The following is a 12,694-nucleotide window of genomic DNA, read 5'->3' on the forward strand; positions in this document are numbered from 1 at the left end:
GCGCGGCGCGGCGAGGAAGGAGCCGCGGTGAGCGCGCCGACCGAACGCACCGAGCCGGCCGGGCAGACCGCCACGCCGAGATCGACGGTCTGGCTGGGGTTTGTGGGCACCGCGTCGGTGGTGGCCTACACGGTGCTGTTCGAATTGGTGCGCACCCTGGTGGTGAATTCGTTCGGCGAGAACAGCGTGGTGCAGTTCTTCAACGGCCCGCTGCGATGGTTGTCGGTGCTGTTCATCGCCGCGGCGGCGACGTACGCGCTGTCCCGGTTCGCCGGCGGATATCGCACCAAGCTGCGCACCGCCCGCGAGATGGATCTGATCGCGGGTCTGGTCGAACCGGGGCCCGCACTGGCCGACCCGAGACCACGGGCAGCCGTGCCGCGGCCGCGCCGGGTCGCCGCCCTCGACGGGCATCTGATCGCCGCGGTACTGCGCGACCTGCCGGTGCACGACTACGAGACGGTCGCGCTGTTGGCCGTGCTCAACGCCATTCGCGACACACCCGGCCGGCTGCCAGTGGCGCGGGAACCCTCGGCCCGCACCGCGCCGATGCTGCTGCAGGGCCTGTGCCGCCGCGGTGTTCTCGCGCAGGCCGGCGCCCAGCGGTTCAGTGTGCGGCAGGTGCCCAGGCTGCCGGATCGCGCGACGGTCACGGCGGGCCCGCAGTGGGGTGCGGCGCTCACCGCGCTGCTGCACCACTACGCGGACCGAGCAGGACGGTGGGCGATCGCGCTGGAATCGCGGCGCTTCGCCGTGGGCGCGCGCCGGTGGTTCGAGGTCGAGGAGCCGTATCTGCGCACTCTGGTGTCGGCGTGCGCGAATCCGGGCGCGGATTTTCCCGCCGCGGCGCTCGCGCACCTGATCGGCATCGGCGACGCACTGGACGTGTGGTATGCGCGCATCGGATTGCGAGCCAACGAGCGTGGTGTGCCCGAGGATCTGTGTTCGCTACCCGGGCTCGATGAACTGAACCGGGATCTGGTGAAGCTGCGGGCAGACCGGCTGGCCGAACGGCCGCGGGGCTATCGGCCCCGGCGGCTGTCCACGAGCCTGGCCGCCCGCTGGGAACACCACACCGCGCTGGCCGGACTGGGCGCCGCGCCGCTGGATCTGGACGGAGTCGCCGACCGGCTCGAAACCGCGTGGTGGCTGTTGCCCCGCGACGATGTCGCGGGCGAGGTGTGCGCGCTGATCAACCTCGCCGTCGTGCACATCCGGCAGGGACGCCTCGACGCCGCGCAGGATCGGCTGGAGCTGGCCGAATCCCTCACCCGCGCCGGCATCGATCCCGACGGCCGCGCCCAGACCCACGAGACGATGGGCGTCCTGTGGTGGGCCCGCGGCGAACCCCGCCGCGCCCTGCGCTGCTGGCAGCTCGCCCTCACCGCGTACCGCGCCCTCGACGACGACCCCGGTATCGGCCGCTGCCTGCAACATCTCGGCTCCGCCGTGATCGTCGCGCCCGACCACGCCACCCTGCTGCTGCCGGACCCGTCCCTCACCCGCGTCGAGGCCCTGCGTCAAGCCACCGGATGGCTCGCCGAAGCCCGCCGCAGGCACCCGGCGGCTCGCCACGCCGAAAGGTATACCGCACAGGCTCGTTCGGCTCTGCGCGCCGACCGGGGATTCCGCGACCTGCTCTCGTCCCGCGCCCCGCTGTCCCACATCGACCGATGGCCCGCGGCCGTCGAAGACGACGCCCCTCGCTGACCGCGCCGTGGTGCGTCGGTGACCGTCGAGTCCGGCCGTCGGCGCGGCACTCGGTCGGGCCCGTCCTCGGCGGCGCGTGTGCCGTCGCCGGTGAACGAGCGTGTGTGCGAGACTACCCAATCATGCCGGAGCTTCGTGTCGCTGTGATCGCCTCCCACAACGGGTCGAATCTGCGTGCGCTGCACCGAGCTTCGCTCGTCGCGGACGCACAGTTCCGCATCGAGCTGGTCATCAGCAACAACAGCGACTCCGGCGCGCTGCGCTACGCCCGGGACAACCGGATCCCCGCCCGCCACCTGTCCGGGCGCACCCATCACGACCCGGACGAAGCCATCCGCGCCGCACTCGTGGAGCACTCGGTCGACCTGGTGGTGACCGCCGGATACCTGAAGAAGATCGGGCCGCGAACCAGGAGCGAATTCGCCACCCGGATCATCAACGTCCACCCCGCGTTGCTGCCCCGCCACGGCGGCCCCGGCATGTACGGCAGGCACGTGCACCAAGCCGTGCTGGAGTCCGGAGACCTCGTCAGCGGCGTATCGGTCCATCACGTCTCCGGCGAATACGACGCCGGACAGGTCATCGCCCAGGTCGAAGTGCCGGTGCGATCGGGCGATACCGCCGAGACGCTCGGTGCGCGGGTCCTCGAAGCCGAGCACACCTTGCTTCCCGACGTGGTGCGGCAGATCGCCCACGACTCGGCCGCGCGCCCGCCCACCCGAGCCCACCTGTGAACGATCACCCCACCGACATGCGCTCGGCCCGCCGCGACAGCAGGCAGCACGCCTGCCGAACCGTCCCCCAGCGGCAGGTGCCCGCCGCCTCGGCGGCGAACGTCGAAAACGCGCAGCGGTGATGACGCGATCCACCGTCCTTCTGATTCGTCACGCGCAGCCTTTCATCCCCCACCCAGGCGGCCCCGATGACTATGAGCGCTCGCTGACCGACGAAGGCGAACACCAAGCCCAGCGACTTGTCACCGAGCTGGCCGCCGCGGATCCCGCCGCGATCTACTCCAGTCCCTTCCTGCGCGCCATCCGAACGGTCGCGCCGCTGGCCCGTTTCACCGGCATCCCGGTCGAGACCGACAACGCATTGCGGGAATGGGACTCCGGCATCGGTCCGACACCCGACTACGCCCGTCACTACTCCGCGAGCTGGGCCGAGCCCTCGTCCGCCAGACCCGGCGGCGAGAGTCTGCGACAGCTCTCCGACCGCGCCACGGCGATCCTGACAAAGTTGGCTCAGCGGCACCGCGGGCACACCATCGTGATCGGCAGCCACGGAACCTTCATCTCCCGCGCGCTGGTCGGCTTCGGTCGCCACGACGTGGGCTGGACCTTCCACCGGGAGATGCCGATGCCCGCGGTCTACCGGCTGGACTTCGAAGACGAAATCGTTCGAGCCAGGGGGCCGGGCCTGCCACCGGCGGCGCCGAGAACGAGAAGTGGCTTGTAGAAGTCGCCGATATCGAACGCGGCGTCGGTGAAGCTCGAGGCCCGCCTCAGCGCGGTTTGCGCGTTCGAATCGGCGGACACAATTGGGCTGCAATGTATCTCGCGGCGAATTGCTATTCGGCAGTCCAACCGAGCTCAACTGCGTTGTTGTGCATGAAGTCTTCGACCGTGGGCAGCGTGAGGAAGGAAACGGCATACAGGACAACGAGCATCCCGATGGCAACGGCCCAGTCGCGAGGGCGGGTCGTCGGCAGACCGGCGCCGTCGTGTCGGACGGCAGCGGTGCGGGCCGGACGCAGCCCCATCTGCGGGAGCCGACGGTAAGCGGGCCTGAGCTTCCACGACGCGATGGCGCAGATCGCGAACATCAATGGCACCGACCACGACTCGACACTGTCGCCGACTGCCAGGTGTGACACCACGGCACCCGACCACAGGAGAAAGGCACCCGTGTACGCCCATTCCTTGATCAGCGCGAATCCGGGCGCAATGATCGCGACGGCCGCACCGACCTGCCACGCACCCAGAATATAGGCGAAGAAGTGCGGGTATCCCAGGTGTTGTAACTGGATTTCTATCCATTCGATCGTCAGCAGGTTCCACACCGATCCGGAAACCAGCTCGAAGACGATGACAAATGTGGTGGCCCAGTATGCGAGGGCTCGGATCCGGGTTCGGTCGCTTCGCGTGACGGGGCCCGACTTCTCCGTCGTCGCGGTTGTGGTCTTCATAGTGTGGAGGGCGTCTTGTTCGGTCATGCCCTCGAGACACCGCCGAGCACTGAAATATGACACGATACGACGTGACATGCGCCACTGAAGCTGTCTCCGTAGGCGACCCCGTCGGCCAGCTACGATGCCCCAACTCACCAAGAACGTCATGTGGCATCTAACTGAATAATCCCCATTTCGCTTCGTGCGGGGACTTGTCGGGGCGCAACCCCCGCCAGCTGGGGTGGCGCAGCCCCTCGGAGGTCGCCTCGCGATACTCGATGTCTGCGACGAGGACGGGCTCCACCCAATGGGCGGCCGCGGCGACCGCGCGCGGCGGCGGAATGTCGAAGGGGGTGTCCGGACGCGACAGCTCGTTCAGGCGGGCTTGCAGGGAGCGCCGGTCGCGCATGGTCCAGCCGGTACCGACATTACCCACGTGCACCAGCCGGTCGTGGTCGTCGTAAGCGCCGAGCGCGAGCGAGCCGAACGTCGCGGAGAAACGACCCGAGCCGGGCAGCCAACCCGCGACGACGACCTCCGTCGTCTTGCGCAGCGGTGTTTTGATCCACAACGGGGAGCGGCGGCCGGGGTAGTAGGCCGAATCGAGGCGCTTGGCGACGATTCCCTCCAGATCGTGCTCGCGGGCGACGTCCGTCAGGGTGCCGGGATCGACATCCGAGTAGTACGGCGGAGTGCGGGCAAGCGGCCGGTCGAGCGCGAGTGCCGCCAAGCGCTCGCGGCGCTCGGTATAGGGCAGCTCCATGATGGAGTTACCGCGCACAGCCAGCAAATCGAAGGCGAGATACTGCGCCGGGAATCCGCGCAGCAACTCCGCGCTGGGCGAGACCACATGCATACGCCGCTGTAAGCGACCGAACGACGGTACCCCCGTCGCGGGATCGGGCGCGACGATCTCCCCGTCGAGAAGTATTCCACCGTGCTCACCGAGATCTTGCAGCACGGCCGTGAGCTCGGGAAACGAGCCACTGAGATCTCGATTGTTGCGACTGTAGAACCGGCAGTCCTCGTCTCGGCACCGCGCGATGGCTCGGATGCCGTCCCACTTCATCTCGAACGCCCACCGTCCGCGCTCCTGCGGTGGCCGTCCGGAGACGGCCAGCATCGGCGCCGGCACTGACAGCACCGCCTCAGCATATCTTCAGCAATCGATGCGGGTGAGGAGTCGTGAACAAGGACGATCGTCCAGGCGGCGGCCCTGCTGGCGGGCGGACTGATGATGGTCGGCGGCGCGATCGGCGCGGGCTACGGCAACGGGATGGCGGGCTCGGCGCTGATCAACGGCATTTCCCGGCAACCGGAGGCCGAAGGCAGGCTGCGCGGCAACTACCTGATGGCGGTCAGCCTGGTCGACGCCGTCTACTTCATCAACCTGACGTTCATGGCCCTGTTCGCGTTCGCGGCGCCAGGAAAATAGCGCCATGGCCACCGACAACCGGGCCGAGCAGAATTTCCTGATCCCCAACGGCACCTTCTTCGCCGAACTGGCGATATTTCTGCTCGTGCTCGCCGTGATCTGGCTGTTCGTCGTGCCGCCGATCCGCGACGTGCTCGCCGAACGGGAAGCCCGCGTGACCAAGACCGCCACCGATGAGCAGCGGGCACGTGAGCTCTTCGGGGCGGCCGAGCACCGGTATCGGTCCTCGGTGGCACAGGCACGCGGCGAGGCGGCGCGGCTGCGTGCCCAAGCCCGGTTCGACGGCCGGGCGACCCTGATCTCGACCCGCGAGCAGGTGCAGGAACAGTCCGACGAGATGGTGGCAGCGGCCACGATCCAGCTGCGAGCCCAGGCCGACGCGGTGGCGGCGGGGCTGCGCGAACACATCGACCCGCTTGCCGGGGAACTGGCCGAGCGAGTGATCGGAGGAGACGGTGAACGAACGTGACGGCATCTACGACATCACCTGGAACTGGCCGGTATTCCTCAGTCAGCTGTTCGGCTTCGCCGTCATCGTGGGCGCACTGGTCAGATGGGTTGTTCCGCAGGTGCGGGCGATGATGCTGCGCGCGCAGCAGACGATTCAGCGACAGCTCGAGGAGAGTTCGCAGGCCACAGCTCGATTGGCCGCGGCCGAGCAGGCTTTCGCCGAGACGGCCGTGACAGCCCGCGCCGAGCTGGCCGAAATTCATGAGCAAGCGAGCGCCGACGCGGAGCGGATCATCGCGGAACTGCGGGGAGCGACTGCCGCGGAGATCGAGCGGGTGCGCCGACACGGCATGGACCGCGTCGAACAGGTGCGCAGGCAGTTGCGCGAGCAACTCGGGCACGCCCTCACCGTCGCGGTGCTCGACCGTGCCGAGTCCGTGGTGCGCGAGCGCCTCCAACTGCCCCGAGCCAGATCCGACAGCATCGATCGATTCCTGGATGATCTGGCGGTTCAGGCGGAACTCGCCGATGAACTGCGCGGCTAGCCGCGATCTCGTTGCTCTTCCGCGCAACCCGAGGCCACTCTCTTCGTCACCGAAGGAGGGGTGCCGGGAAACCGGGGAGTGTGGGTGGTGGCCGCACGCTCGTATCGCCTACAGGCCGAGTTTGGTGACCGCGTTGTCTTCCAGCGGGTTGGCGGTGCGAATGTAGCCGTGGACGGTGCGCGGGTTGGACCAGCGGCCTTGGCGCATGATCTCGCGGTCGCTGGCGCCGCCGAGGGCAGCCTGCGTGGCGAACCCGGCGCGCAGCGAATGACCGGAGAACAGGGCGGGGTCGAGCCCGGCCCGGGCGGCATAGCGCTTGACCAGCTCGGCGACCGCGCGCCCCGACATGGCGTGGTCGCCGATCACGCCGTGGCGGTTGATGGTGGGGCACAGGGGCAGGTCCGCGTCGGTGAGCGTGGTACCGGTGAAGCCGTGGCAGCGGTGGATCTCGGGTGCCGTCGGCTGCGCGTCGGTCAGCCAGGCTCGCAATCCGGAAGTGCCGGTCGCGGCGTGGATTTCGCGCATCCGCAGCCAGTCGGCGAAAGCGCAGACGGGGCAGGTGGCGGGTCGGCGGCCGCGCGGCAGAGCCACCCGCTGTTCCGCGGCACCGGTCGGGTCGGTTTTCGTCGCGGGCAGCCGGATCAACAGGATCGGTTCTCCGGTGGTGTGGTCGAGGCCGACTTCGACATCGCCGACCCGCAATCCGGCCAGTTCGCTGCGGCGCAACGCACCGGCGAAACCGATGAGCAGCACGAGCGCGTCCCTACGGCGAGCGGGTTCGGTGGGCCAGCCCGGTTCGGGAAGCCCGCTCAAGAGCTGATCGAGGGTGTGCAGTAGGACGGGGCGTTTGCGTTTGGGCTGGCTGCGCCGGGTGCGGCGGATACCGCGCAAGGTCAGGCGCACCACGTCCGACCGCGTCGGTGACGGCAGGCCGTTCGCCGCGTGCACCGCCGCGATGGCGGCCGACTTGCGCTCCAATGTCGCTGGGCTGAACGCCCATCCGCCGGTGTCGCGGCGGGCGTCGGCGGCCGCGGCGAGGTAGACCGCGACATCGAGCGCATCGGCGGGCAGCGCTTGCCTGCCTTCGGTGCCGCACCACGCCGACCAGGCCACCCAGTCGGACCGGTAGGCGCGCAGCGTGTTCGCCGATTGGGACGCTTCGAGATACCGGCGCAGCGAACCGGCTTGGTCGTCGTCGAAACGGTCCCGCACCAGCCGCAAGGCCGCGGCATCGACCAGCACGCTGCGCACCCCGCGACGCAACTCGGTGCGCACCGACTCCGGGACCACCACCACGCTGGATCGATCGTCCATGGCTCCCGCGTTCACCTCGGCGACTGACTGTCCGCGCCAGATCACTCGGCGCGAGAATTCAGCCTACGGCACCGTGGGCGCGCGCCCGCGATCAGAAGGGGCGATGCGCGGCGGAAGCCGACGGTCGTCACCGGACGCCGCGCCATTCGTCTTCGACCCACGCAATCAGCAAGCGTCACAGTGACGTTGACGGAAGGGCTTCCCCCGTGTCGCGCAAAGGGTTGGCGTCGACGTCGGCCGGTGGCCTAGCAGCCCTGACCTTCACCCCCTGATAGGGCGATGACCAGCCAATATCCGGCCATCATCACGAGAATCCCCATGCTGCTCACGGCACGCCAGGTCCGGCCGATCCGATGGCGATACGTCCAAAAACACGCCGGCAGGAGAACTCCGGCGGCCAGCATGACTCCGGCGCTGGAGACCCGAAAGACTTGAGCAGCTCTGAATTCCGTATCGCGTAATGCCTTACCGGCGCCGGGCGGGCCGTCGTTCAAGAAATGCCCAAAAGACCTGTCGCAGTAGTCACCGCCCCCCGCGAGTGAAGAGTGCGTAACCGCCCAAGAAGATGGCCGGCTCGACGAACACTCCCGCTTTCCGACCACAACACCCATCACCGACAGTATCGAACAGACACGATCGCCCACGGCAACCCGCGGCCCTGGCCGTGCGCGGGGACCAAGGCGGCATGGACGACGAGCGTTTCCGTCAGACCGCAGGAGACTCCGACAGATCAGATGCCGACCTGACAGGTCTCCGATCAGGGGTGCCCAGTTTTCGGATGATTCCGTTGCAATTACGTTTCGTAGTTCACAACGCTACGTAACGAAATATTTCCGTGGATGTCGACCCTCCGGTGGAATCTCTAGCCCCCGATAAGGTTCACTTATCGGGTGTCAGGGCGTACGCGACGATCCAGTCCGGGCGAGTCCCTTCATGCCTTTCGTTTCGTGGTAATTCGTCGTAGATAACGAAACAAACGCTACGATTCCGTGGTGTCGAACGTGTGCAACTATCCGGGCTGTTCCCGTCCCATCACGCGAGGAGCTGGGCCCGGCCGTCCCTCGGAGTACTGCGACCGCGCCGATCACACGCGCTGGCGTGCATGGCGGGAACGGCAACGGCAACAACAGGAAGCGGAAGAGGCGACCACTACCGTCACTGTGACGCAACCGGGCCCGGTGACCGTTGCCCGCTTGCGCGCCGATGAGTTGCTCACCCAGTTCCGCGGGCTCGCTGAACAGCTGAACACCACGCTGCATGCCGCGGTCGCGGAGTTGTCCACACTCGCCGACCCGTCGGTCGCCGAGGCCCAGGTGCAGGCAGTTCAGGTCGAGGCGGCACGGCGGATCGCCGAGGCGGAAGGCGCCACCGTGGCGGCCGAGCAGGCGCGGCGGGAGGCGCAGGAGGCCAGGCAACTGGCCGAATCCGCCGCCGAGGACGCGGCAGGCGCCGCCGAGCGGGCGGAAGCGCTGATCGCCGAGGCGAACTCGGCGCGCGACGACGCGCTGCGTGAGGTCGAACGCGTCACCAAACAGGCCGCCGACGAGGTGTTCGCCGCTCGCAGCGACGCCGAAGCCGAGGTCCGCGCCGTGCGCCGCGAGGCCGCCGAGCAGATCGAACGCATCGAACAGCACGCCGCGGAACAAGTCCAGCGCGCCGAGCGCCGCGCCGAATCCGAGATCGCGCACGCCCAGCAGGAAGCGGCGGCGCGGGTCGCGGCCGCCCACTCCGAACGCGATCTCGCCGCGCAGCGCGCGGCCGACGCCGAACGGGCGACCGAGCGCGCCGAACGAGCCGCCGCCGAGCGCGCCGAAGCCGCCGAGGAGGCGCGCGCCGAATGGCGCCGGGTCCGCGCCGAACTCGACGCCGCCCGAGCCGAACTCACCGAAACCCGTCGCGCCGCAGCGGCCGAGCTCGCCGCCGCCCGAGCCGAGGCCGCCGCCGCCGTCGAGAAGGCACGCGCCGAAGCAGCCGAGCGTCTCCAAGCGCTCGACGAGGCCCGCGCCCAGACCCTCGCTCGCGCCGAACGTGCCGAAGCCCAACTCGACGAACTGCTCGCCGAGACGCGCCGCAAATCGGCCGCTACCGGACCGGATGCTCGCCACGACGGCTGACGAACGAAATGCCCGATCTAGACTCCCGGTACCGCCGTGGGCGACTTGGAGGAGGACGCGGGCATGTCTGTCATCTATCGAACCACCATGGTCCCGACCAAACTGCAGCTGCTGGCCGCTTGGTTGCCCGGCCGCACCTGGTACCGCGGTGGACAAGATCCGGATCTGCGGAAAGCCGGCGGTTTCCGGCTCGATGACCCGGACGGGGAAGTCGGGATCGAATTCATGGTGCTCACTGATCACTCCGGCGAGCAGTCGCAGACCTATCACGTCCCGCTGACCTACCGCGGCTCGCCCCTGCCGGGCGCGGAGGAAGGACTCGTGGGAACCTCTGAGCACGGCGTCCTCGGCACCCGCTGGGTGTACGACGCCACCCGTGATCCGGTCGCGGTGTCGCGGATCGTCGCGCTGCTCACCGGGAATGCGTTGCCTCAGGCCCAAAGCGAAAGCGACACCCCCGACTTGTCGGTGTCGGTGCAGATCACAGAGACGCTGTCTCTCACACATGGATTCGGAGTTCCGCACGACGGATCGTCCTACACCGACATCCCGGTAGGCGAGCGGATCGTTCGGGTCGGCCGACTGTTGGAACCCACTGCCGCGCCGGACGAAGTGGCGACCGCCGGCAAGGTCAGTGCCCCGTGGCGTGTCGACGAGGCGACCACCGCACGCGGCCTATTCCTCTGGATGGCGGCGTGATTCGGGAAAGCCGATTCGCTTCTGACTCGATCCGCTTGCGACGAATAGGCGCCCGGGCGGGGCAAATAGAGCGCTAACCCCGGTCTCGGTCATATCATGTAGCTATGCCCGAAACCGGAGTCGAAGGGCGTACGCAACCACTGGCCGGCGAAGCCCGGCAGGCGGTACTGGTGGCCGGTGCCTGTTCGATGATCATGGGTGTGGCCCTGGCGGTGTGGCCGCACAAGTCGTTGCTGACGGCCGAACTGCTGTCCGGCGGCTATCTGCTGCTCAACGGAACTGTTCAGCTGGTCGTCGCGGTCGGCGCTCGTTTCGCCACACCGCTGCGAGTGCTGGTGGTCGTGAGTGGCGTCCTGTCGGCCTTGCTGGCGATGTTGTGCTTCGCGGGCGGGAATTCGACGCTGTTGCTGTCGTTCTGGATCGGGTTGGCGTGGGCGATCCGCGGGATCTGTCATGCCACCGTGGCGGTGTGGGTCGACGACCTGCCCGGCCGCGGGCGGCAGGAGCTGTTCGGCCTGGCCACACTGACGTTCGGCGTGCTGGTCGGTGCGCTGCCGTTCGAGTCCCTGGACGCACTCGGCTGGGTGGCCGGTACCTGCCTGCTCGCACTCGGTGCCACCGAAGCGTTCTTCGCCGCGGGCACCCGGCGTGACCCGGTCGCGGCGCCTGGCGTCGCGCCGACGGTGCATCTGCACGGCTGAGCCGCACAGCGCATCCGGTGGCGGGCCATCCGCAACCCAGGTTGACTGGATGCCATGGCATCCCAGCATTCAGAGCTCCGGTCGCCCGCGGAGCTGATCGTGGTCACCCATGGCGCCGACACCGCGATCACGCCCATCGCGCTGCGCGAAAGCCGCAGCGTGCAGGCTCATCTGGGTGAATTGCTCCCCGCCGGAGGCGAACTGGTGCGCGTCTTCGGACCGGCCAACCGCTTGGAGCGCAGGCTCGCAGGCACTGCGCACGAGGATGCCGGTGCGGAGTACCTCAATTACTTCTCCGTCCAGGGCGTCGCCGGCGAGCTCGATGAGCTGGCCACGCGGTTGCGGGCCGCCGACGAGGTGGCGGCGGCGTATGTGAAGCCACCCGCCGAACCGCCGATCGCGCCGGACGCCGCGGTGGCTGTCACCGATCGCTCGACCGACGAAGCGCCCCCGGTGACGCCGGATTTCGGCGAACGGCAGGGCTACCTGGACCCCGCCCCGCAGGGAATCGACGCCCGCTGGGCCTGGACGGTGAAGGGTGGCCGCGGGTCCGGCGTGCGCGTGGTGGACATCGAGGGCGCGTGGCGGTTCACCCACGAGGACTTGCGGGTCGACCAGGGCGGCGTGATCGGCGGCAGCCCCGCGCCACAGCTGGGCTGGCGCGACCACGGCACCGCCGTCGCCGGTGCGATCAGCGGCGACGTGAACGCCTACGGCATCACCGGCATCGTGCCGGAGGCATACATTCGCGCGGTGTCGATCTTCGGATCCGGGTCGGCGGCCGCCATCCGCTCGGCCGCGGACGTGCTGAAGCCCGGCGATGTGATACTGCTCGAAGTGCACCGTCCCGGACCGCGTTTCTCCTATGCCAACCGGGTGGATCAACGCGGCTACATCGCGATCGAATGGTGGCCCGACGATGCGGCGGCGATCCGGTACGCGGTCGCTAAAGGCGTCATCGTGGTGGAGGCCGGCGGAAACGGCGGCGAGGACCTCGACGCCGCGCTCTATGACACCCGGCCCGCGGAGTTCCCCAGCACCTGGCGCAATCCGTTCCGCGGCGGCGAGGCCGACTCCGGAGCGATCATCGTCGGAGCCGGCGCACCCCCGCCCGGATTCCACGGCCGAGACCACGGCCCGGCTCGCTCCCGATTGGAATTCTCCAACTACGGTGAGCGAGTCGACGTGCAGGGATGGGGCCTGGAAGTCACCACCACCGGGTACGGCGACCTGCAGGGCGGTCCGGACGAGGACCTCTGGTACACCGACGTGTTCAGCGGAACCTCCAGCGCATCCCCGATCGTGGCCGGCGCTGTCACCAGTTACCAAGGAATGAGCGCGGCCGCGGCCGGGCGCAAGAAACCCGCCGAGGTGCGCGCCAGGCTCCGCGAAACCGGCTCGCCGCAAACCGATGCGCCGGAACGGCCCGCCACCCAGCGCATCGGCAACCTCCCGGATCTGAAGTCGATGATCCTGCCCCGGTAAGCCGAAACTCTCGCGGAACAGCACGGCGTTTGTTCGGCCATCCGCGGTTCCGATTTCGCACAAGTCAATCA

General features: G+C 68.6%; 13 protein-coding genes. 10 read left to right on the top strand and 3 right to left on the bottom strand.

The genetic code is table 11. The features are described from left to right. Positions 1–27 precede the first annotated feature (27 nt). The 3 genes from LTT66_RS30085 (at position 28) to LTT66_RS30095 (ending at position 3,168) form a co-directional block, all read left to right on the top strand. Positions 28–1,710 (top strand): tetratricopeptide repeat protein, encoded by a 1,683-nt coding sequence (locus LTT66_RS30085; protein WP_233061936.1) that lies wholly within the window; start codon positions 28–30, stop codon positions 1,708–1,710. A 122-nt stretch (positions 1,711–1,832) separates the two neighbouring features. Further along, a complete protein-coding gene (gene purN / locus LTT66_RS30090) occupies positions 1,833–2,444 on the top strand; it encodes a phosphoribosylglycinamide formyltransferase (protein ID WP_233061937.1) in 612 nt (203 codons plus the stop codon). 121 nt (positions 2,445–2,565) lie between these two features. After that, positions 2,566–3,168, top strand: coding sequence for a histidine phosphatase family protein (locus LTT66_RS30095; RefSeq protein WP_233061938.1), 603 nt, complete (start codon positions 2,566–2,568; stop codon positions 3,166–3,168). A gap of 112 nt (positions 3,169–3,280) precedes the next feature. On the opposite strand, the gene LTT66_RS30100 is transcribed toward LTT66_RS30095, so the two are convergent. Both LTT66_RS30100 and ligD read right to left on the bottom strand, forming a co-directional pair. Beyond that, positions 3,281–3,898 carry a DoxX family protein gene (locus LTT66_RS30100; RefSeq protein ID WP_233061939.1) on the bottom strand — a complete coding sequence of 206 codons (618 nt, stop codon included), beginning with the start codon at positions 3,896–3,898 and terminating at the stop codon, positions 3,281–3,283. Between the two features lie 157 nt (positions 3,899–4,055). Further along, positions 4,056–5,003 (bottom strand): non-homologous end-joining DNA ligase, encoded by a 948-nt coding sequence (gene ligD / locus LTT66_RS30105; RefSeq protein ID WP_233069447.1) that lies wholly within the window; start codon positions 5,001–5,003, stop codon positions 4,056–4,058. Positions 5,004–5,114: 111 nt separating this feature from the next. Here ligD and atpE point away from each other — a divergent pair, with 111 nt between their 5' ends. The 3 genes from atpE to LTT66_RS30120 are packed head-to-tail and all read left to right on the top strand — an operon-like array spanning position 5,115 to position 6,310. Further along, a complete protein-coding gene (gene atpE, locus LTT66_RS30110; RefSeq protein WP_233061940.1) occupies positions 5,115–5,315 on the top strand; it encodes an ATP synthase F0 subunit C in 201 nt (66 codons plus the stop codon). A gap of 4 nt (positions 5,316–5,319) precedes the next feature. After that, positions 5,320–5,784, top strand: a complete 465-nt coding sequence (locus tag LTT66_RS30115; protein ID WP_233061941.1) for a F0F1 ATP synthase subunit B family protein — start codon at positions 5,320–5,322, stop codon at positions 5,782–5,784. Next, complete coding sequence (locus tag LTT66_RS30120) at positions 5,771–6,310, top strand: F0F1 ATP synthase subunit B family protein (RefSeq protein ID WP_233061942.1); 540 nt, start codon at positions 5,771–5,773, stop codon at positions 6,308–6,310. The genes LTT66_RS30115 and LTT66_RS30120 overlap by 14 nt, the downstream gene beginning before the upstream one ends. A 108-nt stretch (positions 6,311–6,418) precedes the next feature. Here LTT66_RS30120 and LTT66_RS30125 read toward each other — a convergent pair whose 3' ends face one another. Next, on the bottom strand, positions 6,419–7,624 hold the full coding sequence (locus tag LTT66_RS30125) for a site-specific integrase (protein ID WP_233061943.1): 1,206 nt from the start codon (positions 7,622–7,624) through the stop codon (positions 6,419–6,421). A gap of 1,160 nt (positions 7,625–8,784) precedes the next feature. Between LTT66_RS30125 and LTT66_RS30130 the strand changes: the two genes are divergently transcribed. From LTT66_RS30130 to LTT66_RS30145, 4 genes are all read left to right on the top strand, one after another. Next, on the top strand, positions 8,785–9,738 hold the full coding sequence (locus LTT66_RS30130) for a coiled-coil domain-containing protein (RefSeq protein WP_233061944.1): 954 nt from the start codon (positions 8,785–8,787) through the stop codon (positions 9,736–9,738). Positions 9,739–9,801: 63 nt separating this feature from the next. After that, the gene (locus LTT66_RS30135) at positions 9,802–10,437 is read left to right on the top strand and encodes a maltokinase N-terminal cap-like domain-containing protein (RefSeq protein ID WP_233061945.1); all 636 of its coding nucleotides are present in this window, start codon (positions 9,802–9,804) and stop codon (positions 10,435–10,437) included. A gap of 104 nt (positions 10,438–10,541) precedes the next feature. After that, positions 10,542–11,138 carry an HdeD family acid-resistance protein gene (locus tag LTT66_RS30140; protein WP_233061946.1) on the top strand — a complete coding sequence of 199 codons (597 nt, stop codon included), beginning with the start codon at positions 10,542–10,544 and terminating at the stop codon, positions 11,136–11,138. A 54-nt stretch (positions 11,139–11,192) separates the two neighbouring features. Continuing rightward, positions 11,193–12,623, top strand: coding sequence for a S8 family peptidase (locus LTT66_RS30145; protein ID WP_233061947.1), 1,431 nt, complete (start codon positions 11,193–11,195; stop codon positions 12,621–12,623). The last annotated feature ends 71 nt before the right edge of the window (positions 12,624–12,694 follow it).

It is taken from the genome of Nocardia gipuzkoensis (genome assembly GCF_021183645.1).
GTDB lineage: Bacteria > Actinomycetota > Actinomycetes > Mycobacteriales > Mycobacteriaceae > Nocardia > Nocardia abscessus.

Coding starts and splice junctions, on each gene's coding strand:
- atpE (WP_233061940.1), top strand. CDS start 5,115: ATGATGGTCGGCGGCGCGATCGGCGCGGGCTACGGCAACGGGATGGCG.
- LTT66_RS30125 (WP_233061943.1), bottom strand. CDS start 7,624: ATGGACGATCGATCCAGCGTGGTGGTGGTCCCGGAGTCGGTGCGCACC.
- ligD (WP_233069447.1), bottom strand. CDS start 5,003: ATGCTGGCCGTCTCCGGACGGCCACCGCAGGAGCGCGGACGGTGGGCG.
- LTT66_RS30095 (WP_233061938.1), top strand. CDS start 2,566: ATGACGCGATCCACCGTCCTTCTGATTCGTCACGCGCAGCCTTTCATC.
- LTT66_RS30145 (WP_233061947.1), top strand. CDS start 11,193: ATGGCATCCCAGCATTCAGAGCTCCGGTCGCCCGCGGAGCTGATCGTG.
- LTT66_RS30140 (WP_233061946.1), top strand. CDS start 10,542: ATGCCCGAAACCGGAGTCGAAGGGCGTACGCAACCACTGGCCGGCGAA.
- purN (WP_233061937.1), top strand. CDS start 1,833: ATGCCGGAGCTTCGTGTCGCTGTGATCGCCTCCCACAACGGGTCGAAT.
- LTT66_RS30115 (WP_233061941.1), top strand. CDS start 5,320: ATGGCCACCGACAACCGGGCCGAGCAGAATTTCCTGATCCCCAACGGC.
- LTT66_RS30135 (WP_233061945.1), top strand. CDS start 9,802: ATGTCTGTCATCTATCGAACCACCATGGTCCCGACCAAACTGCAGCTG.
- LTT66_RS30100 (WP_233061939.1), bottom strand. CDS start 3,898: ATGAAGACCACAACCGCGACGACGGAGAAGTCGGGCCCCGTCACGCGA.